This is a genomic window from Streptomyces sp. 2A115 (genome assembly GCF_052245575.1).
Lineage (GTDB): Bacteria > Actinomycetota > Actinomycetes > Streptomycetales > Streptomycetaceae > Streptomyces.
The window spans coordinates 1-22509 of the sequence record NZ_JBQQCG010000005.1; the positions used below are offsets into that span (position 1 = coordinate 1).

Genomic DNA, 22509 nt, shown 5'->3' on the forward strand with positions numbered 1-22509 from the left:
CAAGGAGAGTTACGCGGTGGCCCGCCTCCTGTTCAGGGAGCGGTAGTCACCCGTGGAAGTGCGCCCCGGGCAGATGCCCGCGCACTCCCGGCCGCTGATCCCGTACACCACGACGAGGGACACCATCACCCACCGGCCCCGCCGCAGGCGGGGCCGCTCTCGTGGACCCGCCACCCGGGAAGCTGCGATGCCTCCGCAAAAACCTGTTGGCGGACCACGGCGACCACTGCTAGCTTTCCGGAGGCCGTGCGAGAGAACGAGGAGGTGGTACCCGTGAACGCAGTATCGACATGGGTGCTCCCCTCTGGGGTCACGGTCGGGCGATAGGTCGTCCGGGAGCGCCGCTCTGAGCACTCCCGAAAGGCACGACCATGCGATTCACTTCCGAACAGCGCCTCGACGACGGCGTCCGCGAGCGCGAATTCACCCTCGGTGAGATCCCCGGCACCCTGTGGACGCCTGAATCCGCCGCACCGGCTCCGCTGATTCTGATGGCCCACAACAACGGCCTGCCCAAGGGACAATCCCGGCTGGTGGCCCGGGCCCGGCAAACCGCGGCGTACGGCTACGCGGTGGCCTCCATCGACGCCGCCGGGTGTGGAGACCGGCCCCGTTCCGCCGCCGACGAGCAGGCCCGTGCCGACCTCCGCCGGGCGATGCAGGCCGGCGAGCCGGTCGATGAGATCTTCGAGTCCTTCATCGGCCCGCTGGTCGAAAAGGCGGTCCCGGACTGGCGGACCACCCTGGACGCCCTCCTTGCGCTGCCCGAGATCGGCGGCCCGGTCGGGTACTCGGGGTGGACCGCCCTCGGCATTCGACTGGCGGTGGCCGAGCCGCGCATCGCGGCCGCCGGTTTCTTCGCCGGGGGTTACGTGCCCCTCGCCCAGCGCGAAGAGGCCCGGCAGGTCACCATTCCGCTGCTGCTCCTGCTGCAGTGGGACGACGAAGGGAACCCCCGGCAGCGGGCCCTGGACCTGTTCGACGCGTTCGGCAGCAAGGAGAAGACGCTGCACGCCAATCCGGGCGGACACACCGGCACCCCGTGGTTCGAGTTGGAGGACACGAACCGGTTCTTCGGCCGGCACCTGAAGTGAGGCCGGACTGCCGGGCCGACAGCAGACGGTAGGCGGTGCCGGCCAGGCTGCCGCCTCATCGAGGACGGGTCCCGCCCCTTCTCGGTGGCGGTGGCGGGCAGACGCACGACCGCCCCGATCGCGGGTACCGGCCATCGGCGGTAACGGCCGGTACACACGGTGCCTTCCTACGGCACCCGCACCCGGACCACCCGGGCGGCTGCGAGTGGGAAGGCACCTGGCGCATGGTCTGTGCACCGCCCACCGAGCCAAGCGCCGTCCCTATCACGGCGCTGCGCCACGTTCGCGTCCGACGGGCGCACGCCGGCCACCGGCAGCGCCGACGGATACGTGCGGCTGTGGGGACACCGATACCCGGCAAAGCAGGGCTTCCGGGCCATGACGCGAGGCGGTGCGGCGGGCCGGCCACTCCGTCGGCGCGAGCATCATAGGAGCGAGTTCACTGGCTTCTCCCCGGACAGCCGCACCCGGTCACCCCTGTTGAGGCAACACCGCAGCGGTGCGGCTGTGGGACGTGGCCGCCCATCGGACCGATGGTGTGCTGTCCGGGCAGCCAGGAGGCAGCTCGAAGGGCGGGGGTCGGCGCCACGTGGGGCCGGGCCGGTCGTCTCCCACCGCCTTCCCCGGTCTCGTGTGCGATCGAGGCTTCCTTCCGACGGCGATGGCCGACGGCGACCGGCGGTCACCGACGGCCGGGCCGCTTCGGGCACGCGAAGCGTCAGAACTCCTCGTGCACTTCGGGGTCTCCACCGAGCCGCCGATGAGGGCGGTCGGAGACGGCAGCCAGCTCATCCGGCGTGAGCTCGAAGCCGAAGATGTCGAAATTCTCCTGCTGCCGCCGAGAGCTGGCGGACTTGGGGATGGGTAGCGCGCCGAGTTGGGTGTGCCAGCGCAGCACCACCTGCCCCGGTGTGACGCCATGGGCCTCGGCGATGGCGGCGATGCCTGGATCGTCGAGGAGCCGGCTCCCGCGCCCGAGAGGGCTCCAGCTCTCAGTGACGATTCCCTTCTCGGCGTGGAAGGCCCGCAACTCGGCCTGCGGGAGGAGGGGATGGAGCTCGATCTGGTTGACCGAGGGCAGCACGCCGGTCTCCTTCTCCAGGCGCCCGATGTGCTCGGGCGTGAAGTTGGAGACGCCGATCGAGCGGACGAGCCCTTCCTCCCGGAGCTTGACCATCGCCTTCCACGAGTCGACGTACTTGCCGACGCGCGGCAGGGGCCAGTGGATGAGATAGAGGTCCACATACTCCAGGCCCAGCCGCTGCCGGGACTCCTCGAAGGAGGCGAGGGTCTCCTCGTAGCCGTGATGGCGGCCGGGCAGCTTCGTGGTGACGACGACCTCTTCGCGGGGCACGCCGCTGCGGGCGATACCACGTCCGGTGCCGGTCTCGTTGCGGTAGTTGGTCGCAGTGTCGACGAGGCGGTAGCCGAGCTCCAGGGCGCCGCTCACGGCCTTCTCCGCCTCGGCGTCGCCCATCGGCCAAGTGCCCAGGCCCATGGCGGGGATCGTCGTACCGTCGTTGAGAGTGTGGGTCGGGATACTGGTCACGGTCGCCTCTTCCCAATTTACTGTACGGTCCGACCAGTATATGGCGGGCGTCGGAAGGGACGCAGATGACCGAACCGACCGGGACGACCGCGGCGCGCGTGCCCAGGGGGCGGCCGCGCAGCGAGCGTGTGCGCGCGGCGGTACTCGAGGCGGCCGCCGACCTGCTGATCTCGGGCGGGATCAACGCCGTGACCATGGAGGCCATCGCGGCGCGCGCCCGGGTGAGCAAGGCCACCGTCTACAAGTGGTGGCCCACGCGTGCGCACGTGATGCTGGAGAGCCTGTTCAGCCGTACCCAGGACACCGTCGCCGTCGACACCGACGCTCCGCTGGCCGCCGTCCTGGTATCCCAAGTGGGCGCGCTGGCACGGTTGTTCCGTGACACCGCGGCGGGCCCGCTGATGGCCGACCTCATCGCTGCGGCACAGGCCGATCCCGACATCAGGCAGGCCCTCGAGGAGCACTGGATCAGACCGCGGCGGGACATCGCCGCCCACCTGCTGCACGACGCGGTCGGGCGCGGTGAGCTGATCCCCGACACGGACGTGCCCGTCGCGGTCGACCAGCTCTTCGCACCCGTCTACCACCGGCTGCTGCTCGGCCACGAGCCGCTCACCGAAGAACTGGCGACTGTGCTCGTCGGTCAGCTGCTGGCCGGACTGAGGCCGGGCCGACGCCAGTGACGGACCTGCCACCCCCGGCCACGGACCTGCCGCCCCGTGGCCAGGTCAGCGTGGCAGGTCGGCGTGCTGTTCCAGATACGAGGTGACGTCGGCCGGGTCCTCCAGTGGCAGGGGGTAGATCAACAGGCGGTCGACTCCGAGCCCGGCGTACTCGCGGGCGGCTTCGGGGGACACCGGTCCGGGGACCGGCATGAAGGTGATGGTCAACCGGCCCAGGCGGGCCGGGCGTTCGACTTCGGTGGCGGCGCGCTCCAGACCGGCCAGGTGGGCGGCGAGATCCCGCGGAGAGCCCCCGTTGCCGATCCAGCCGTGGCCGCGGGCGACCGCACGGCGGAAGGCGGCGGGACTGTGGCCGCCGACCATGACGCGCGGCCCTCCGTCCTGGAGAGGGCGGGGGTGCGCGTCCACGTTCTGGAACGAGACGAACCGGCCGTGATGGGCGGGGGCGGGCTCGTTCCACAGGGCGGTCATCGCGTCGAGGTACTCGTCGGTGCGACGACCGCGCTCGGCCATGGGCACGCCCACCGCGGTCATCTCCGGTTCGAGATAGCCGGCGCCGACACCGAGTATCACGCGGCCGCCGCTGAGGACATCGAGACTGGCGACCTGCTTGGCGAGCACCAGCGGGTTGCGCTGGGGCAGGATGACGATTCCGGTGCCCAGTTCGAGCCGGTGGGTCAGAGCGGCGACGTATGCCAGGTGCACCAGCGGGTCCAGGATGGGATCCGTCGGCTCCATCGGTGAGTCCGGCACGCGCGGGCTGGGCAGTACGACATGCTCGCCCGCCCACCACGAGGTGTAGCCGAGTTCCTCGGAGCGCACCGCCAACTTGGCCGTCGCAGCGGGGTGCAGCGTCGCTTTGGCGCTCAACCCGAAGACTCCCAGTTCCATCACGGACCTCCCGTTCGGTGCCTGGGCCCATGCTGCTGCGGCCGGTGAGGTCGTGTCCAAGACCTGTTGTCATAACCTCTGGCTATGGGCGTGCGGGCCCAGGAACCGGCGTCATCGAGGATGTGGTGCCGGCCGGTGACTCCTCCACGGGGAGGGAACTCAGCAGCGTGATCCTCGCTGGGGGAAGCAGTCGCCATCCGGTCGGGAACGTCGAGGATATTGAGCGCCCGGGACGGCCGGACGGCGGTACCAGCGTCGCGCACATCACCTTCTCATTCACCGACCAGGACGAGACCAGGTGGAGCGGTGGGTCGGCGGGCGTCTGAAGGTGGAAAGCGGAGACCGAGCGTCGCTGTGCTCGACCAGCCGGGCGGCGGCGAGTACCCGACTTGATCGGGCACAGGATGTCGGGTCCGGCAGGATGCGTGCTGCCTAGCGTGGTGATCGCAAGCAAGGAAGGAGACCAGGCGTGCTGGAGCGGCTCAACAAGGCCATGGAGCACATCGAGCGTGATCTCGATCAGTCCATCGACGTGGCCGGACTGGCGCGTGTCGCGGCCACCTCGGAGTACCACCTGCGCAGGATGTTCTCCGCGCTGGCGGGCATGCCGCTGTCGGAGTACATCCGGCGCCGGCGGCTCACCGTCGCGGGTGCCGAGGTGCTCGCAGGGCATGAGTCGTTGCTGGATATCGCGGTGCGCTACGGCTACAGCTCGGGCGAAGCGTTCGCGCGGGCGTTTCGTGCCATGCACGGTGTAGGGCCGGGCGAGGCCCGGCGCACCGGCACCGCGCTCATCTCCCAGCCCCGGTTGACCTTCCGCCTCACCATCGAAGGGAGCAGCAGCATGCGCTATCGCGTAGTGGACAGGGCGGCCTTCACCGTCGCCGGCCTCAAGACCCGGGTGCCACTGGTGCACGCGGGACCGAACCAGGCGATCATCGACTTCATCCGCGGGATCGAACCGCGGACCCTGGAGCTCCTGGGAGAACTGTCGGACCAGGAGCCGCAGGGCATCGTCGCGGTCTGCGACGATCTGGACCCAAGCCGTGCCGAAGGCACCGAACTCGACTACTACCACGGGGTGATCACGTCCGCAGCCGCCCCCGACGGCACGACCGCCCTCCCCGTCCCGGCCGGCACCTGGGCGGTCTTCACCACCTCCGGGCCTGCGCCGCAGGCCATCCAGTACCTGTGGCGGGACGTGTTCACGGAATGGTTCCCGTCCAACCCGTACCGCAGCCGCCCCGGCCCCGAGATCCTGAGCACCCGGCTGTCACCCGACAAGACCGAAGCCGACGCCGAGCTGTGGCTTCCCGTGGAGCGGGAACGGGGCTGAACAGCGCGCCGAACTCATGGGTGGCTACCTGCGCTCAGTCACATCTGTCGTGGCCGAGCGCTTCACATGGGAGACGACACCTGAAACACCCCTGAACCGGGACTCACCCCCTGACACACGAGATCGGGCCGGACCTCCCTCGCGGAGATCCGGCCCGGTGGCGCTGTGGTGCCGACGAACGGACCTACGGCTGGAGGGTGATCGAGTTGATCGGCGTCATGTTCTTGTCGATCGACCAGCCGCCCCCCGGCAGGTAGCCCTCGCATCCCGTGCCGTTATAGCCCGTGCAGGTCCGCATGGTCGCACCGCCGGTCTGGTTGTTGACGATGCGGTGGATCCCGTACATGTCGCTGAGGTTGTGGGCCCCGTAGGTGTAGTAGCGGTGAGACGGCTTGTCGTTGTTCCAGCCGGCGTTCTCCGGGTAGATGCAGACGTATCCGTCGGGACAGCCGTGGTACGTCGCGGCCTGGGCGCTGGTCGCACCGACGGTGGTCAGCGCACCAATGGCGAGCGTCACCGCGGCTGCGGCCCCTGCGATCCTGCGCATGAGGTTCCCCTTCATGGGTCGTCGTTTGCGCTACGCAACGTACGCGGGGCCGGGCGCGTTGTGTCCCTGAGACTTCTGAGGGTTGGGTAGCCGGCGGACGGGCGTTCTCCGCCAAGGAGGGCAGGCATGTGCTGACTCGCACCAGCGATGGATGCCCATGGTCAGCGGCACTTGGCCGGTCCGGCTGCCCTGCTCCCCGACCGGAGACACTCCCGGCTGTGATCATTACTGAACCAGTCCCCTCCGACCCGCCGAAGCCGCAGCACTACCTGCTCTCGCCCTCGCGGCTACTGGTTCCCTCCGCCTCCGCGCCGACCCTGGACAAGGTCGTGTCGATGAACGCACGAGTGGCGACCGTGACGGCTCCGCTGCGGTGGACGAGCCACTGGGCGAGCCGTTCCGGCGGTGAGAACCGATAGACGTCGGCGCCCGCCCGGCGGGCGAGGTCGGCCCAGCCGTCCGGCATCAGGCCGGCGCCGATGCCCTTGAGCACCATCGGCAGCACCACGCTGCGGTCGCCCACCTCGGCGGCGATCGTGAGGTCGCCCACGGTGGCCGAGAACCGGTCGAACAGCGCCCGTACGGCTGTCGCCGGCCCGGTCACGACGAACCGCATCCCGCGCAGGTCCTCGGGGCGCACGGTCGGCCCGGCGTCGGCCGGGAGTGTGCCCGGCGGAAGGACGAGCAGGAACTCCTCGTCGCGCAGGTAGTGGGCCACCAGGCCCTGGCCCGCGGGGCGTTCGGCGCTGCCGCAGACACCGACCTCGCAGCGCCCCTGCGACACCATGGCGACCACCTCGGCCGCGGCCACGGCGGCCGAGGTGCTGACGGTGACGCCGGGGTGCCGGTCCCGCAGCTCGGCGATGATGCTGGTGACGGGTTCGAGGCCGGAGGACGACGTGGCCGCGACGTCGACCCTGCCGACGGCGCCGTCACCGAGCGACCGCGCCGCCGCGCGCATCGCCTCCAGGTCCCGCAGTACGAGCCTGGCCCGGTCGGCCATCGCCTCTCCCGCGCTACTGAGTACGGCGTTGCGACCGACCCGGTGGAAGAGCGTGACGCCGAGTTCGCGTTCGAGGTTGCCGATGGCGCGGGACAGCGAGGGCTGGGCGACGTGCAACGCCCGCGCGGCGTGGGTGAATCCACCGTGCTCCACGATCGCCACGAAGTATTCGAGCTGACGGCGTTCCACGGCTCGCTCCTCCGGATTCCCGGGAACCATCCAAGAGGCTCGTCCATAGCCGTATCCACAGCCGAGCCGCATCCGTAGCCGGGCCACCTTCATAGCTGGTTGCTATCGGAATGGTGTCACGCATGTCTTTGACGTCCCACCCCTTCTCCGGTTTTACTCGCCGCGTGTTCACCACTCGGCCCACGCTCCAGGGCACACATGGCATGGTGTCCTCCACCCACTGGCTCGCCTCCGCCGTGGCGATGGCCGTGCTGGAGGACGACGGCAACGCGTTCGACGCCGCCGTCGCCGCGGGTTTCGTCCTGCATGTCGTCGAGCCGCATCTCAACGGACCGGCGGGCGAGGTGCCGATCATCCTCGCTCCGGCGGGCGGCCGGCCGCTCGTCCTGTGCGGTCAGGGTCCGGCGCCGGCCGGCGCGACCATCGACCATTACACCTCGCTCGGCCTGCACCTGGTGCCTGGGACCGGCCCGCTGGCCGCCGCCGTGCCGGGGGCGTTCGACGCCTGGATGGTGCTGCTGCGGGACCACGGCACCAAACCGCTCGCCGCCGTCCTCGAGTACGCCATCGGCTACGCCGAGAACGGTCACCCGGCGGTCGAGCGCATCGGCGAGACCGTGGAGACGGTCCGGGAACTCTTCGAGACCGAGTGGACCACCTCGGCCGAGCTCTACCTCCCGAACGGCACTTCCCCCGCCCCCGGAGCCCTGCTGCGGAACCCCGCGCTGGCCGCCACCTGGCGGCGGCTGATCGCGGAGGCGAAAGCGGCGGCGGGCGGATCCGGAACGGGCCGCAGGGAGGCGGAGATCGAAGCGGCGCGCCGGGTGTGGCGGGAGGGGTTCATCGCCGAGGCTCTCGTCGAGTTCGCCGCGCGCCCCACGAAGGACACCTCGGGCGAGCGGCACACCGGCACCCTCACCGGCGACGACCTCGCCCGGTACGCCGCGGCGTACGAGGCGCCGGTCACGTACGACTGGAACGGCTGGACGGTGGCCAAGTGCGGTCCCTGGAGCCAGGGTCCGGTCTTTCTTCAGCAACTCGCCCTGCTGCCCGCCGGTTTCGGGGAGGGGGAAGGAGGCACACCGGCGTACGGCACGGCGGAGTACGTCCACACACTCGTCGAGGGTACGAAGCTCGCGATGGCCGATCGGGAGGCGTGGTACGGCGACAGCGGCGCGGACGTGCCGCTCGAAACGCTGCTGTCGGCCGGCTACAACGGCGCCCGCCGATCGCTGATCGCGGACGACCGTGCGTCGTTCGCGCTGCGGCCCGGCAGCCCCGACGGCCGGGTGCCGCGGCTCCCCGAGCAGGCGCTGGGCACCGCCCCGGGCGAGCCTGGGTCTGCCGTGGCGGGCGCCGGCGAGCCGACCGTGGGTAGCGACGGCGCCACCCGCGGGGACACCTGTCACCTGGACGTGGTCGACCGCTGGGGCAACATGATCGCCGCCACCCCCAGCGGCGGCTGGCTCCAGTCCAACCCGGTGGTACCCGGCCTCGGCTTCCCCCTCGGCACCCGGCTGCAGATGGCCTGGCTCGAACCCGGGCTGCCGAACTCGCTGACTCCGGGCCGCCGCCCGCGGACCACCCTGACCCCTTCGCTCGCGCTGCGTGACGGTGTCCCTGTGCTTGCCTTCGGAACTCCCGGCGGCGACCAGCAGGACCAGTGGAGCCTGCATTTCTTCCTCGCCGTGACGCTGCGGGAAAAGGTGCGGGGAGGGTTTGATCTGCAGGGCGCGATCGATGCTCCGAACTGGCACACCGAGAGTTTTCCGAGTTCCTTCTATCCACGTGCCACGTACCCGGGGAGCATCACCGTGGAATCACGGATCGGTGAATCCGTCATTTCCGGTCTACGGCGTCGTGGGCACCATGTAACGGTCGGTAATCCCTGGTCGGAGGGCCGCCTTTGCGGGGTGGCCCGCGATCCGGAAACCGGCGTTCTGTCGGCGGCGGCCAACCCGCGCGGGATACAGGGTTACGCCGTCGGAAGATAGTGGTGGTGGCCGTCCTCGCGGCGACCGTGCTCACCTCATGCGTCCCCGTCCGGTCCGTCACCACCACCGCCCGTCACGCCGACGCCTACGGCACACCGGATCGCGAGCGACGCACGGGTCCGTACCGCCTTCGCCGCCAGCATCGACCGCAACACACTGGCAGGGCCCGGTCGCCGATGTCCTCCGCCCCCTACACCCGGCAGCCCCTGGCCTTCATCCCCGGCACCGCGTGCCGCCGCGCGACTGTCGACGGAGCCGGCACCGATGGCTCAGGGGACCAGGCAACGGCATGACGGCGGTGGCGGCCGGCGTCGTACTTGCGCCGGCTGCCTGCCGGCCGCCCGTCGGCCGTCGCGAACGACGTGCGGCCGGGGACGGCCCCTGCGGACAGTGGAGCGGGAATTCCGACAGAGCAGCCGTCCGGGGCGAGCAACCGCCCCATGTGCTTGATGGTGCGCAGGACCACCGAGCGGTCATGGATGCAGGCGGTGCCGGAAAGGCAGAGCGCTTCGATCCGTGCGCATTGTGCCGTCACAACGGGGCTCGGAATGCCTCGAAGTGGCTCAGGCGGGAGGTGATGGTGCGCGATGCCGTGGTCAGCGCCACCAGCATCCGGGGGAGGTTGCTGCCCGCCGTGGGGGCGATGACCGACAGAGCGCCCAAGTACGCGTCGTCGCCGCCGCGTACGGGCACCGCGACGGCTAGATAGCCGGTGCGATGCTCCTCGATATCGGTGGCGTAGCCCTGGTCCCTGATGTGTATGAGCTCTTCGCGGAGCCGGGCGGGGGTGAGAGTGCGGGGCGTGTGGCGCCGCATCAGCGGAACCACTCCGGACAGGGGGTACTGGTCGGGGAGCATGGCAAGGGTCAGTTTCCCGGCGGCCGTGCTGTGCAGCTGTATGTGCCGTCCGACCACACTGGCCCGGGCCTGGTTGCGGTGCGTGCCGATGTTCTCGATGCACAGCAGTTCCGAGGCGTTCGGTACGGACAGGGTGACGGCGTTGTTGAGGCTCTGCGCGAGATTCTCCAGGACGGGGCGCGCGGCCTCGCGCAGGGTCCGCTGGCGGGGGGCGCGCAGGCCGATCTCGTACAGCTGCAGGCCGAGCCGGTAGTTGGAGCCCTCTCGCTCCAGGAGTTCGCCCTCGACGAGTTCCTGACACAGCCGGTAGACCGTGGCCTTCGCGATCCTTGTGCGGGACGTCAACTCCGTGAGGCTGAGCGAGAAGTCGTTGTCGCGGAAGGCACTCAGGATCAGAGCGACCTTGCCGAGGACGGATTTGGGAGGCTCTCCGTCCTGCCTGGTTTGTCTGCCATTCTCAGCGTATGCGTACGCAGCCACCACGACCTGTCCTTCCCACCTCGGTGACGCACCTCAGGAGCGGGTTGCCACCAGAACCGAGGAGGAAAATGTAGACCGATTCCGACGGGGCGGAAAGTGTGGGTCCGCACACGTCGTGGGAGATCGTGTGGTCGTTTCGGGACACCGCGAAGTTGCTCTTGAAAAGGTGTTGGAGGTGAACCTCCATTATTCAAGTCGCTTGTTTCTCCGTGATGTATTCACTGTGACATTCCGGGCCCGGTCGAGGTGCGGCGCGCGACAGGGCCGCCGGCACGGACACCCCGACTCGTGCGCAGGACATGCGTGGACGTACGTCAATTGCCTCGAGACGTACCCGCTGTGGCACTCAGATCGAGGGCGATGTCGGTGATCATGTCTTCCTGGCCGCCGACCATGCCGCGGCGGCCGGCCTCGACGAGAATGCTGCGCGTGTCGAGGCCGTAGCGGGCGGCGGCGGTTTCGGCGTGGCGCAGGAAGCTGGAGTAGACGCCCGCGTATCCGAGGGTGAGCGTCTCCCGGTCGACACGCACCTCGCGGTCCTGGAGGGGACGTACGAGGTCGTCGGCGGCGTCCATCAGCGGGAACAGCTCGCAGCCGTGCTTCCAGCCCATCAGATCGGCCACCGCGATGAAGGCTTCCAGGGGACAGTTGCCGGCGCCCGCGCCCTGTCCGGCCAGCGAGGCGTCGACACGCGTCACCCCGTTCTCCACGGCGATCACGCTGTTGGCCACTCCCAGGCCCAGGTTGTGGTGGGCGTGGATGCCCAGCTCCGTGTCAGGAGACAGGATGTCGCGATAGGCGCGGAAGCGGTCGCGTACGCCGTCCATGGTGAGCCGTCCGCCGGAGTCGGTGACGTAGACGCAGTGGGCGCCGTACGACTCCATCAGCTGGGCCTGGCGGGCCAGTTCGGCGGGTTCGGCCATGTGGGACATCATCAGAAAGCCCGCGACATCCATGCCCAACTCCCGGGCGGCGGCGATGTGCTGGGCGGAGATGTCGGCCTCGGTGCAGTGGGTGGCGATACGGACCGAGCGGATGCCCAGCGCGTGGGCCTGCTTGAGATCGTGCACGGTGCCGATGCCGGGCAGCAGCAGCGTGGTCGGAACTGCCTGCCGTACGGCGTCGGTGACGGCCTCGATCCACTGCCAGTCGGTGTGCGCGCCGACGCCGTAGGTGATGCTGGAGCCGGACAGACCGTCACCGTGCGCGATCTCGATGGCTCGCACGCCGGCGGTGTCCAACGCGGTGGCGATCGTGCGGGCCTGTTCGACGGTGTAGCGGTGCCGGACGGCGTGCATGCCGTCGCGCAGGGTCACGTCCTGGATGTACAAGGAGGCTTCTGGCGTGGTCACTTGGCTGCCTCCGTGCTGTGGTGTGCGGCCAGGCGCTCCGCGGTGCGCAGCGCGGCCGAGGTCATGATGTCGAGGTTGCCGGCGTAGGAGGGCAGGTAGTGGGCGGCGCCCTCGACCTCCAGGAACACCGACACCTTCACCGGCTTGGCGCCGGCCGGTACAAGGGTGCGCAGCGGGTCGTCGGCGCCCACCGTCTCGAACTGCACCTTCTGCTTGAGCCGGTAGCCCGGCACGTACGCCTGCACCCGCCCGACCATGGCCTCGACGGAGGCGGTGACGGCCTCCTCGTCACACTCCGAGACCAGGCAGTGCACGGTGTCCCGCATGATCAGCGGGGGTTCGGCGGGGTTGAGGACGATGATCGCCTTGCCGCGCCGGGCGCCGCCCACCCGCTCGATGGCCGAGGCGGTGGTCTCGGTGAACTCGTCGATGTTCGCCCGGGTTCCGGGACCGGCCGAGCGGGAGGCGATGGACGCGACGATCTCCCCGTAGAGCACGGGAGTCACGGCTGAGACGGCGGCCACGACGGGGATGGTTGCCTGCCCGCCGCACGTGACCATGTTGACGTTCCCGCTGTCGAGATGGGCGTCGAGGTTCACCGGCGGCACCACGTAGGGGCCGACGGCGGCCGGGGTGAGGTCGACCACCGTACGCCCGAGTGCGCGCAGCACCTCGTCGTGGCGCCGGTGTGCGCCCGCCGACGTGGCGTCGAAGACGATCCGCACGTCGGCGAACTCGTCCATCGCCACCAGTCCGTCGACGCCGCCGTGGGTGGTGGCCACCTTCAGACGACGGGCGCGCGCGAGCCCGTCGGAGTCCGGGTCGATGCCGGCCAGCGCGGCCATCTCCAGCCCTTCGGACAGCCGTAGCACCTTGATCATCAGATCGGTGCCGATGTTGCCGGAGCCGATCACGGCCACCTTCGTACGAGTGCTCACGGCCTGTCTCCCTCCGTCGCGAACTCGACCTTCACGCGGCCGAGTTGACTGATGCCTGCCTCGAACCGGTTGCCGGGGTGCGCGACCGCCATCGGTCCCAGCGCCCCGGTCAGTACGACGTCCCCCGCCCGCAGCGGATCGCCCCTGTCCGCCAGCGTCGAGGCGAGCCAGGCCGCCGCGTTGAGCGGGCCCCCGAGGCAGTCGGCGCCGGTCCCCTCGGAGACCGGCTCGCCGTCCCGGGTCATCGTCATCCGGATGCCGCGCAGATCCAGGCCCGTCAGCGGTACGGGCGTGCCGCCGAGGACGAACAGTCCGCTGGACGCGTTGTCGGCGACGGTGTCGACGATGGTGATGTCCCAGTCGGCGTTGCGGCTGTCCACGATCTCGAGGGCGGGCAGCGCGAACTCGGTCGCGCGCAGGATGTCGGCCACCGTGCAGTCGCGGTGCGGCAGTTCGGTGCCGAGGACGAGTGCGACCTCTGCCTCCACCTTGGGCTGGATGAGCCGCCCGGCCGGGACCGTGCCGCCCTCGGGTACCGCCATGTCGGCGAAGAGCGTGCCGAAGTCCGGCTGGTCCACACCGAGTTGGGCCTGCACCGCGGGCGAGGTCAGGCCGATCTTGCGGCCCACGATCCGACGCCCGGACGCCAGGCCACGCTCGACGTTCCGGCGCTGCACCGCGTACGCGGCCTCGATGTCACCCTCGGCCAGCAGGGAACGTACCGGGGGGCACGCGCTGTTCGTCCGCGCGGCCTCGTACAGCGCGTCGGCCGCCTTGGCCACCTCCGGGGCGCTCATCGGGTGCCGATCGCGCTGACGAGGGGCGTGTCGACGCCCACCGGACCGACGCCGGTCGCTCCGCCGGGGGTGCCGAGCGGGGCCGTACGTCCGTCCAGGGTCTCGTTGAAGAAGCGGCGGTTGTCGGTACGGAACTCCGGGTCGGCGAGGCGGTCGACGGCGATCGCCTGCTCCGGGCAGGCCGTCTCGCAGGCGCCGCAGTCGATGCACTCCACCGGGTTGATGTATAGCTTGCGCTCGCCCTCGTAGATGCAGTCGACCGGGCATTCCTCCATGCAGGACCGGTCCATGATGTCGACACATGCCGGGCCGATGACGTAGGCCATGTCAGTTCTCCTTGTCTGTGGAATGCCCGGGGAACAGTGCTGCCTCCGGATCGATGACGGTGGCCGCGTTGTTCACCGCGGTGGCCACCTCGCCGAAGCCCACGGCGATCAGACGCACCTTGCCCGGGTAGTCGGTGATGTCCCCGGCGGCGAACACACGGGGCAGGTTGGTGGCCATCCGGGTGTCCACGGCGATCCGCCTCGCCTCGAGTTCCAGGCCCCAGTTCTTGAGCGGGCCGAGGTCGGCGATGAAGCCGAGAGCGGCGACGACGGTACGTGCCGGGAGCAGCCGGGTGGCCTTCGTGGTGCGGTGCCGGACCTCGACCCGCTCGACCTGTGAGGAGCCGTGGATCGCGCTCACCTCGGAGTCGGTGATGATCTCGATGCCGAGCGTGCGCACCTTCTCCACGGTCGCCCGGTGCGCCCGGAAGCGGTCGGTGCGGTGCACGAGCCGGACCGACCGGGCGATCGGGGCGAGCGTCGCCGCCCAGTCGAAGGCGCTGTCACCGCCGCCGACGACCACGACGTCGTGATCGGTGTGGTCGGCCGGGTCCGGTACGAAGTAGACCTGCCCGCGGCCGAGGTAGTCCTCGCCCGCGGGGAGCGGCCTGGGGGTGAAGGTCCCCACGCCGCCGGTGATGACAACTGCCCCGGCCCGTACGGTCGTTCCCTTGTCGCTGTTTACGACGGGGCGGCCGTCCGGCCCGTGGAACAGTTCCACCGCCCGGTGTCCGAGGAGATAGCGGGGACCGTACGGCTCGGCCTGGGCGACCAGGCTGTCGACCAGGTCGCGGCCGCGCACCGACGGGAAACCGGCGATGTCGAAAATGGGCTTCTCCGGGTACATCGCGCTGATCTGGCCGCCCTGCTGGGGCAGCACGTCCATCACCGCGACGCGCAGTCCGCGGAAGCCGGCGTAATAGGCGCCGTAGAGGCCCGACGGGCCGGCGCCGATGATCAGGATGTCGGTCTCGATCACCGACGACTCGTCCGTGGCGACCGGCTCATCAGTAGAAACGCTCATGGACCAGGAGCGTATGGACGGGCGGACCGGCGCCCAACGGAACCGGTCCGCCTGACGGGACGCACGGCTTATGCGGCGCGTCCGCGGGTGGGAGTGTGGCGCGACCGCGATCGTTACAGCGCTTCGGAGGACCTATCTCATGGATCTGCACAACGTCAGAGCAGGGCGGCTGTCGGCCACCCTCACAGCACTCGTCCTGTCCTCCGCATGCACAGCGGGGACGGTGGACTCCGCCGGCGGGGAGGCGCAAGGGAAGCCCACGGTACGTATCGCCCTCGGCGTGGACGCCTCGTACGCCCCGTTCTATCTGGCCGTGGAGCGCGGTCTGTTCGAGAAGGCGGGCGTGAACGTCGAGCTGGTGAAGACCGAGGGCGGGCCCGCTGCGTCGGAGGCGGTGACGGCGGGCACCGCGCAGATAGCGGCCAACGCCGACTCCACCGCGCTGCCGTTGATGGTCAACAATCCCGATCTGCGGGCCCTGGGCGTCTTCCAGTCGTCCGACCGCTACCTCAAGGTCGTCCTTCGCGACGGCATCACGTCCCCGAAGCAGATCAAGACCATGGCGTCGATCGGCGGCCTCGGCCTCTACGCGACCCACTCGTATCTGAAGGACAACGACATCGATCCGAAGTCCGTGAAGATCCTGCAGAGTTCGCCGCCGGAGATCCCCGGGATGCTGGAGCAGGGCTCGATCGACGCGTACATCCTGTTCGAGCCGTGGGCGGCGCGGGGTGACGCCGCGGGCGGGCACATCGCCGGGCGCATCGGCGACTTCGGGGTGAAGTACGTGCAGTGGCTGCTGGCCGACCAGAGCTGGCTCAAGGACAACGAAGACGTCGCCGGCGACATCTTCAAGGTGGTGGCCGCCGCGGACAAGCTCGTCACCGACGACCCGGACGCCGCGGCACAGGCCTCCAACCAGCAGGTGAAGCTCCCCGAGGCACAGACGGCGAAGGTGCTCCCGGAGATCACCTTCGCCGCCCGCGGCATCACGGACGCCGACGTCGCCGAGTCACGGAAGATCGTCGACTTCCTCCTCGGCCAGAAGCTGATCAAGAAGGCGCCCGATCTCGGTACGACCCTGCTGAAGGGCTGGTACGAGAAGAACAGTGTGTAGCGGTCAGGAAGCGAGCGTCAGGCCGACGGTCCCCGTGACGCTCGGGGTTCCGTCGGACTTGAGGACGGCGACATCGAGCGACACGCTCGGGCCCTGGACCGCGCGGACCGTCGCGGTCCAGGTGAGCGGTTCGTCGGCCACGGCGGTCGCGTGGTTGCGCCAACTCACGGACACCAGCCGGGCGTTGGGACCGGCCCATGCCAGCGCGTAACGGGTGAGCGTCTCGCCGTGCAGGGTCGACTGTACGACCACGCCGGGAAAGCCCTCCGAGGCCGCGAACTCGGCGTCGTAGTGGATGCGGTGGGAGTTCCAGGACACGGCACTGAACCGGAAGAGCTGCACCCTGCTGTGCGCGTACTGCCGCGACGGGCAGACCTCCCCGACGACGGGGACGGAAACGGGGACGGGTGTGGTCACGCGGCGGTTTCCTCCTTCTCGACGGCGGGGACGGCCCCCAGCACGACGATCGTCTCGTCCACAGTGGTCAGTTCGTTTCCGTCCGCCGATGTGAAGCGGGTGCTGAGGCCGAGAAGCACGAAGTCGCCGGATCGGCCGTGCTTGCGCTCGGCGGAGGTGACCGCACGCGACGCGGTGACCCGCGTGCCGGCGACCGGAGCCCGGCTCACCCGGACCGACTGGCCGCCGTGCACCTGGCGCACCGGGAGCCCCTGGGTGCAGGGCGACTCCCGGACGGCGAGACCGTCCGGCCGCAGCTCCTCCTCGGACGGACCGTCCTCCCAGCTCATGGTCGCCGCGAGGAACAGGGCGGGAGCCTCGACCGGTTCACCTGCCTTCTCCCGGGCCCGCGCCCGGCGGATGTAGTCGACGTCGTTGAGCGCGGCGGCGTACCGGCAGAAGTCCTTGACCGTGACTGTGCCGCAGTCCTCTTCCTCCCGCCGGTCGAGCAGACCGCGGGCGCGGGACAGCACCTCGTCCAGCGCGCTCACAGGGCCGCCCGCAAGGACCGGCTGATGCCCAGACCCGCGGTGCGCAGCGCGCTCGCGTGCGCGGCGGCGTCCACGCGGTACGTGGGAGCGGTGATGGACAGCGCGCCCGCCAGCGCGTTCTGCCGGCCGAAGACCGGCACGGCCATGCTCATGTATCCGAGCCGCACCTCCTCCGCCTCGGTCGCGATGCCCTGCTCCCGGATCCGCTCCAGCTGAAGGCGCAGCCGGCCCGGTGACGTGATCGTGTGCCGGGTGAACGGCTTCAGCCCGCTCCTGACCACCTCACCGAACAGGGCGGCGGCGGAGAAGGCCAGGATCGCCTTGCCGGTGGCGGTGCAGTACAGCGGGAGCCGGCCCGCCACCCGGGACTCCTCGCTCAGCCCCCGGTGCGGCAGGATCTTCTCCAGGTAGACGACGTCGAGGCCGTCGTGGATCGCGAAGTGGATGGTCTCCCGGGTGGCGAGGAGAAGGTCCTCCATGTACGGCTGGGCCACCTCGCGCAGGATCCGCTGCCGGTGGACCCGCTGGCCGATCTCGAACAGGCGCAGCCCGAGCCGGTAGTTGCAGCCCGCTCTCTCCAACAGGCCCCAGACGACGAGCTCCTGACAAAGCCGGTGCACGGTGGCCTTCGCCACGCCCGTACGGCGGACGAGATCGGCGAGTGAGAGGGAGTCGTCGTCGACGGCGAACGCCTCCAGGATGGGCCGCACCTTGCCGAGGACGGAGTTCATCGAGTCGGGACAAGAAGGCGAAGGGGGAGGGGCGGAGGAGGAGGGAGCGGGCGACGGAGACGGAGAGGTCGCGGGCAATGCGGCGCGATCGATCGGGATGACGGTCATGGCAGGCACCTCACGACGACTCGGCGAGAAAAGCCAGACTGAGTGGATTGTAGAGACCGGCCTTCTCGTGCTGCGGCCAGTGCCCGCACTCGTTGAAGACCTCAAGGCGGGCCCCGGGGATCGCGGCGGCGATGGCCTCCGCCTCGGGGACGTCGCCGAGCGGGTTCTTGTTGCCCCAGACCACCAGCGTCGGGGCCTTGATCCGCGCCATGCGGTCGGGGCGGAGCAGATTGCGCTCGCGCGCCTCGACCTCCTGAAGGGCCAGCAGGTTGTGCAGGTTCCGCTGGAAGTCGGGGTGGTGGTAGATCTCGTACCGCACCTGTGTCAGCTCGTCGCCCAGCTCCTCGTCCCACTCGGCCCACAGCAGGCGCAGCCGCTCCCGGGTGTAGGAGATGTCGTCCTCCAGGGCAGCGGCCCGGGTGGAGGTCTTCAGTCGCTCCATCACCTTCGGGTTGACCTTCGTACCGCCCATGCACAGCAGTTGGAGGGACGCCACCCGATCGGGGTACTCGCTCGCCGCCCAGGACGACACCCAGCCGCCCAGCGACTCGCCGACCAGGTGCGCCCGTTCGGCTCCCACCGCGTCCAGGTAGGCCATCAAGTGCTCGACGTAGGCGGGGATTTCACCCGGGCGGTCCGGCTTGCCGGTGTAACCGTGGCCGAGCATGTCGATGGCGTGGCAGCGGTAACGCTCGGCGTGCGCCGGGATGTTGCGTACGAACGCCTCCAGATGGCCGGTCGTGCCGTGCAGGAACACCACGTGCTCGCCGTCTTCGGGGCCGGCTTGCAGGGCACGGGTCTTGACGTCGCCGGTCTCGACGTACGCGTGCCGGTAGTCGATGCCCGAGAGTTCGGTCCAGATGCTCATGACTGCCTTTCGATGTCTGTCTGTACGGGGTCGGGGACGTGTGCCGGGTCGAGGACCTGTCCGGGGTCGAGGACGGCGACGCCCATCCCGGTGAGCCACTCGGGCATCGGCTCGTAGGCCAGCCGCCGTCCGGGGATGTGGTCGAGCAGCGCGGACATGAGCAGCCAGGTGCGCACCTCCTGCGCCCCGTTGCCGGCCACCTTCTCGAGCTCCTCGGTGGTGTACTCGGTGACGCGGGGCAGCTCGCCGCGCTGGACGAGGGAGAGGAACTCCTCGTCGAACTCCGGGTTGAGCGCGGCCTCCGCGGCCCGGATGATCTCGCGGCGCCTGACGTCGTAGTCCTGCCAGTTCTCCCGGCCGTTGAGCCAGGCGCCCACCATGAACTCCTCGTCGTCGCCGTGCGGTTCGCGCCAGTCCGGCCAGGGCAGCCGGTGCGAGAGTCCGCCGGAGCCGATCACCGCGACGCGGCGGTTGCCGGGGAACGCCAGCACGGCTTCGCGGATCGCCCGGCCCAGCTGTTCGCAGCGCGCGAGGGTGGGCAGGGGAGGGGCGAAGACGTTCACGACGAGCGGCACGATCTCCACGTCCAGCCCGTCGAGCAGGTACTGGATCGCGTGCGACTGGCCGTGGTCGATCTGCAGCTTGGCCGAGAACGCCGGGTCGAAACTGCCGCCTTCCACAAGGGAGTCGGCGATGTGCCGGGCGAGCGGCACGTCCACCGGCTGCGGGCCCTTCGGGGTGCCCGACTCGCCGCTGGCGAGGCACTCGCCGACACCGACGGTGAAGCTGGGGATCAGGTCGAGCCAGAAGCCGCGGAAGTGGTTCGAGCCCACCAGGATCACCGTGTCGGGGCGGGCCGCGGCGAGTTCGTCCCGGGCCTCCGCGAGCGCGTCACGGAACCGTTCGGCCCGGTCCTTGTGGAAGGTCTCCTCCCAGTGGGTGTTCATCAGCGTGCTGTGCGACGCGCCCACACCCAGAACGATCTCGGTCATGCCGCTGCTCCTTCCAGCTCCGCGCGGGACCGGGTGACGGTGTCGACCGCCGTACGGATCAGATGGCGCGTCAGCTTCTCCATGGCCCGTACGGAGACGGTGTTCATCCCTCGCGCGAAGTCGATCTCGAAGGGGGCCTCGGCGTCGGAAACCTTCGGCATGCCGACGCGAACCGTGGGGATGCCGCGCCCGCGCAGGATGTTGGCGTCGGTGGCGCCGCTGTTGCCCCGGATCACCTCGTGCTCACGTCCTTCGAGCGCCGCCCAACTCGCCATCGCGCTGCGACAGATCCAGTTGTCCTGGTCGGTCCGCGTTCCGGCGATGGCCAGCACCATCTCGGCGGTGACGTCGAGCCCGGGCAGCTTGTCGCGGATCGCGTCGAGGGCCGCGCCGAACTCCCGCTTGGCCCGCATCGGCGTCGTGTCGGGGCTGATGCGCAGGTCCACCATGAGCGTGCAGGCGGCCGGGGTGACCGCCGCCATCCGTGGCCAGCCGCCGCGTACGGAGGAGACGATGCCCTGAGGGGCGACCGTCCCGCCGGTGTGGCGGTCGGCGTACTCGACGAACCACTCCTCCAGGTGCCGGGCGACCTCCCCGGCACGGGCGATGGCGTTGTCGTACGGCAGCCGGTGGCGCGAGCCGACATAGGTGTGGGTGCCACGGACGGTGACCTCGAACCACACCAGGCCGACCTCGTCCCAGGACACGGTCCAGCCGGGTTTGGCGATGACCGCGTAGTCGGTCCACAGGCCCTGCTCGAGGAGGAACGAACAGCCCGCGCCCTGCCCGGTGTTGCGGCGGCTGCCGACCGGCCGGGCGTTGGTGGGCATGCCGCCCGCGCCGAACGCCGCGACCAGGTCGCCGGTGAGCGGGATGCCGGCCTGGGCGATCGCCTCGGCGGCCATCATCACGCAGGCGGCGTGGCCCTTCGGATTGGATGCCCCGAGCCCGACGACCAGGTCCTCGAAGACGGTGGCCCGCGGGCGCATGTCGTCCCGCAACTCCGGGCCGATCCAGGGGAGATCCTCGCTCTCCTCGCCCACGGTCAGAGTGTCGATCGGTGCGTAGAGCATGAGGTCGGGGCCGGTGCCGTCACCGTCCAGCCGGGCCCAGGCGTTGGCCTGCCGGTCGTCGAGCGGCTGGAGCGCGGCTCGGCATCCGGATGCCGTGAGTGTCTCGGCGATGTGTTCGGCGATCGGGGCTTCGTCACCGGTCGGAGACGGGATGTCGACGAGGCCGGTGATCAGCTCGCGCAGGCGGTCGCCGGTGATGTGGCGCCAGGCGTCCTCGACCCAGGCCTGCCGCCGGTCGTCGAGGCGGGAGAGGCCCGCCAGCTCGTGGGCGGCGGTCATTGGTTGATCCTGTGGACCTGGGTCATGGTGGTGCGCTCGAAGCGTTTCTTGGCCAGGGGGAGTCCGATGGCGATCGCGACCCCGGCCAGCAGAGTGAACAGTGTGCGGCCCATCGTCATGCCTTCTCTTCGCTCGGGGGGTTCGCACCGGCCGCGGCCAGCTTCTTGCCGTACTCCTCCTCGCTGAGGTTCCGCCAGGCGGTCAGCGAGATGTCGGGGCGGTAGAGCTTCTCCGGGGGCGCGTCGGTGATGTCGACCATCCACGCGTCCTGGCCGGAGAACTGGCCGTGGAACAACCAGCGGATGGCGCCCAGGTACTTGGCGTAGAAGCGCAGCGTCTGCCAGCCCTCGGTGAAGTTGACCATCACGCCGACGTAGCGGTGGTTGTCCTCGTCGACCGGGACGTAGAACTCGTAGTGGATGAAGTTCGGGTAGGCGATGCGCAGCACGCCGGGCATCGACAGGGACGCGAAGCCGGGGAACTCCTGGGCCTCGATCGTCGAGTTGACCTTGTCGGCCTTCCCGGTGTTGCCGATGTTGAAGGTCTCCTTCGGCGGCTGGCTCTTCCACCAGCGCTTGTTGGTCCAGCGGCCGACGCCGGGGAAGTCGGCCTCCCAGTAGACCTCGTCCTGCACCCGGAAGATCCAGCGGCCCTTCGGCACGATCCGGGTCACGTTCCAGGTCGGCATGGGTTTGAACAGCCGCCAAAGGGCCGTGCGGTGCAGGTACTTGGCGTGTCCCTCGTCGAAGCCGTTCTCGCAGGCGAAGCGCCAGTTGCCGCTGCGTGGGTCGATCCGGCCGCCCATCACGAAGGCGTTGTCGACGAGTTCCTCGGGGAGCTGCGAGTCGATCTCGTGCGGCTCCTCGTCGGCGAGCGGGATGTACACCCACACCATGCCGAGGCGCTCCTCGACCGGGTACGTGCGCACCGAGACCTTGCCGGTCAGGCGGCAGCCGGGGCCGTCGGTGATGACCGCGGCGAGCTTGCCGGTGGGCAGGTCGAAGGTCCAGCCGTGGTACGGGCAGCTGACGGTGCCGGGGAACTGCTGGTCGCCCTCGGAGAGGGGCACCCCGCGGTGCGGGCAGCGGTTGTGCAGCGCGTACGCCTTGCCGCCGTCGCGGATGAGGGTGATCTTCTCGCCGCAGATCGTGAACGGGAGGGGCTTGCCGGTGACCTGGCTTGACCAGGTGACCGGGTACCAGTAGCCGCGGAAGCCCGCGCCAGCCGCGTCGTAGTGGGGCCACGACTTCCAGTCCTGGCGGCCGGGTTCTCCTGTCGGTCTGCGGCGGCTCCGGACAGTGGGTTTTGCGTCGGGCGATTCCTCGACCGTCAT

22 protein-coding genes are annotated in these 22509 nt (G+C 69.9%); 5 read left to right on the plus strand and 17 right to left on the minus strand.

Translation table 11 applies throughout. From position 1 onward, the window contains the following. Nucleotides 1-371: 371 nt before the first annotated feature. Entirely contained in the window at nucleotides 372-1094 is a 723-nt protein-coding gene (locus ACTWQR_RS06095) for a dienelactone hydrolase family protein (RefSeq protein ID WP_443225865.1), read from the plus strand. A 718-nt stretch (nucleotides 1095-1812) separates the two neighbouring features. Here the strand turns inward: ACTWQR_RS06095 and ACTWQR_RS06100 are convergent. Beyond that, nucleotides 1813-2643, minus strand: a complete 831-nt coding sequence (locus ACTWQR_RS06100; protein ID WP_443225866.1) for an aldo/keto reductase — start codon at nucleotides 2641-2643, stop codon at nucleotides 1813-1815. Nucleotides 2644-2708: 65 nt separating this feature from the next. On the opposite strand from ACTWQR_RS06100, the gene ACTWQR_RS06105 reads away from it, so the two are divergent. Beyond that, on the plus strand, nucleotides 2709-3326 hold the full coding sequence (locus tag ACTWQR_RS06105) for a TetR/AcrR family transcriptional regulator (RefSeq protein WP_443225867.1): 618 nt from the start codon (nucleotides 2709-2711) through the stop codon (nucleotides 3324-3326). A gap of 45 nt (nucleotides 3327-3371) precedes the next feature. Here the strand turns inward: ACTWQR_RS06105 and ACTWQR_RS06110 are convergent, their stop codons facing one another. Beyond that, a complete protein-coding gene (locus tag ACTWQR_RS06110) occupies nucleotides 3372-4217 on the minus strand; it encodes a TIGR03619 family F420-dependent LLM class oxidoreductase (RefSeq protein WP_443225868.1) in 846 nt (281 codons plus the stop codon). A gap of 469 nt (nucleotides 4218-4686) precedes the next feature. Here ACTWQR_RS06110 and ACTWQR_RS06115 point away from each other — a divergent pair, with 469 nt between their 5' ends. Further along, the gene (locus tag ACTWQR_RS06115) at nucleotides 4687-5553 is read left to right on the plus strand and encodes an AraC family transcriptional regulator (RefSeq protein ID WP_443225869.1); all 867 of its coding nucleotides are present in this window, start codon (nucleotides 4687-4689) and stop codon (nucleotides 5551-5553) included. Between the two features lie 184 nt (nucleotides 5554-5737). On the opposite strand, the gene ACTWQR_RS06120 is transcribed toward ACTWQR_RS06115, so the two are convergent. Together ACTWQR_RS06120 and ACTWQR_RS06125 are read right to left on the minus strand one after the other, a co-directional pair. Then, nucleotides 5738-6100, minus strand: a complete 363-nt coding sequence (locus ACTWQR_RS06120) for a hypothetical protein (RefSeq protein ID WP_443225870.1) — start codon at nucleotides 6098-6100, stop codon at nucleotides 5738-5740. Between the two features lie 265 nt (nucleotides 6101-6365). Beyond that, nucleotides 6366-7292, minus strand: coding sequence for a LysR family transcriptional regulator (locus ACTWQR_RS06125; RefSeq protein WP_443225871.1), 927 nt, complete (start codon nucleotides 7290-7292; stop codon nucleotides 6366-6368). Nucleotides 7293-7456: 164 nt separating this feature from the next. Here ACTWQR_RS06125 and ACTWQR_RS06130 point away from each other — a divergent pair, with 164 nt between their 5' ends. Then, a complete protein-coding gene (locus tag ACTWQR_RS06130) occupies nucleotides 7457-9286 on the plus strand; it encodes a gamma-glutamyltransferase family protein (protein WP_443226090.1) in 1830 nt (609 codons plus the stop codon). Nucleotides 9287-9817: 531 nt separating this feature from the next. Here ACTWQR_RS06130 and ACTWQR_RS06135 read toward each other — a convergent pair. The 6 genes from ACTWQR_RS06135 to ACTWQR_RS06160 form a co-directional block, all read right to left on the minus strand. Next, on the minus strand, nucleotides 9818-10624 hold the full coding sequence (locus ACTWQR_RS06135) for an IclR family transcriptional regulator (RefSeq protein ID WP_443225872.1): 807 nt from the start codon (nucleotides 10622-10624) through the stop codon (nucleotides 9818-9820). 314 nt (nucleotides 10625-10938) lie between these two features. Further along, nucleotides 10939-11976: a 4-hydroxy-2-oxovalerate aldolase gene (gene dmpG, locus ACTWQR_RS06140; protein ID WP_443225873.1), complete on the minus strand. Its 1038-nt coding sequence runs from the start codon at nucleotides 11974-11976 to the stop codon at nucleotides 10939-10941. Then, on the minus strand, nucleotides 11973-12914 hold the full coding sequence (locus ACTWQR_RS06145; protein WP_443225874.1) for an acetaldehyde dehydrogenase (acetylating): 942 nt from the start codon (nucleotides 12912-12914) through the stop codon (nucleotides 11973-11975). The genes dmpG and ACTWQR_RS06145 overlap by 4 nt, the downstream gene beginning before the upstream one ends. After that, the gene (locus ACTWQR_RS06150; RefSeq protein WP_443225875.1) at nucleotides 12911-13711 is read right to left on the minus strand and encodes a 2-keto-4-pentenoate hydratase; all 801 of its coding nucleotides are present in this window, start codon (nucleotides 13709-13711) and stop codon (nucleotides 12911-12913) included. The genes ACTWQR_RS06145 and ACTWQR_RS06150 overlap by 4 nt, the downstream gene beginning before the upstream one ends. Further along, complete coding sequence (gene fdxA, locus ACTWQR_RS06155) at nucleotides 13708-14037, minus strand: ferredoxin (RefSeq protein ID WP_443225876.1); 330 nt, start codon at nucleotides 14035-14037, stop codon at nucleotides 13708-13710. The genes ACTWQR_RS06150 and fdxA overlap by 4 nt, the downstream gene beginning before the upstream one ends. 1 nt (nucleotide 14038) lies before the next feature. Then, nucleotides 14039-15061 (minus strand): NAD(P)/FAD-dependent oxidoreductase, encoded by a 1023-nt coding sequence (locus tag ACTWQR_RS06160; RefSeq protein WP_443225877.1) that lies wholly within the window; start codon nucleotides 15059-15061, stop codon nucleotides 14039-14041. Nucleotides 15062-15200: 139 nt separating this feature from the next. On the opposite strand from ACTWQR_RS06160, the gene ACTWQR_RS06165 reads away from it, so the two are divergent. Then, complete coding sequence (locus tag ACTWQR_RS06165; protein WP_443225878.1) at nucleotides 15201-16178, plus strand: ABC transporter substrate-binding protein; 978 nt, start codon at nucleotides 15201-15203, stop codon at nucleotides 16176-16178. A gap of 3 nt (nucleotides 16179-16181) precedes the next feature. On the opposite strand, the gene ACTWQR_RS06170 is transcribed toward ACTWQR_RS06165, so the two are convergent. The 7 genes from ACTWQR_RS06170 to ACTWQR_RS06200 all read right to left on the minus strand — a co-directional run bounded on the left by ACTWQR_RS06170 (nucleotide 16182) and on the right by ACTWQR_RS06200 (nucleotide 22509). Next, complete coding sequence (locus tag ACTWQR_RS06170) at nucleotides 16182-16595, minus strand: acyl dehydratase (RefSeq protein ID WP_443225879.1); 414 nt, start codon at nucleotides 16593-16595, stop codon at nucleotides 16182-16184. Beyond that, nucleotides 16592-17125 (minus strand): FAS1-like dehydratase domain-containing protein, encoded by a 534-nt coding sequence (locus ACTWQR_RS06175; RefSeq protein ID WP_443225880.1) that lies wholly within the window; start codon nucleotides 17123-17125, stop codon nucleotides 16592-16594. The genes ACTWQR_RS06170 and ACTWQR_RS06175 overlap by 4 nt, the downstream gene beginning before the upstream one ends. After that, nucleotides 17122-17856, minus strand: a complete 735-nt coding sequence (locus ACTWQR_RS06180; RefSeq protein WP_443225881.1) for an IclR family transcriptional regulator — start codon at nucleotides 17854-17856, stop codon at nucleotides 17122-17124. The genes ACTWQR_RS06175 and ACTWQR_RS06180 overlap by 4 nt, the downstream gene beginning before the upstream one ends. A 118-nt stretch (nucleotides 17857-17974) precedes the next feature. Next, nucleotides 17975-18832 (minus strand): alpha/beta fold hydrolase, encoded by an 858-nt coding sequence (locus ACTWQR_RS06185; protein ID WP_443225882.1) that lies wholly within the window; start codon nucleotides 18830-18832, stop codon nucleotides 17975-17977. Next, nucleotides 18829-19824, minus strand: a complete 996-nt coding sequence (locus ACTWQR_RS06190) for a catechol 1,2-dioxygenase (protein ID WP_443225883.1) — start codon at nucleotides 19822-19824, stop codon at nucleotides 18829-18831. Before ACTWQR_RS06190 ends, ACTWQR_RS06185 begins: the two co-directional genes overlap by 4 nt. Further along, nucleotides 19821-21176: a M20 family metallopeptidase gene (locus ACTWQR_RS06195; RefSeq protein WP_443225884.1), complete on the minus strand. Its 1356-nt coding sequence runs from the start codon at nucleotides 21174-21176 to the stop codon at nucleotides 19821-19823. Before ACTWQR_RS06195 ends, ACTWQR_RS06190 begins: the two co-directional genes overlap by 4 nt. 115 nt (nucleotides 21177-21291) lie before the next feature. Then, nucleotides 21292-22509: a Rieske 2Fe-2S domain-containing protein gene (locus tag ACTWQR_RS06200; RefSeq protein WP_443225885.1), complete on the minus strand. Its 1218-nt coding sequence runs from the start codon at nucleotides 22507-22509 to the stop codon at nucleotides 21292-21294.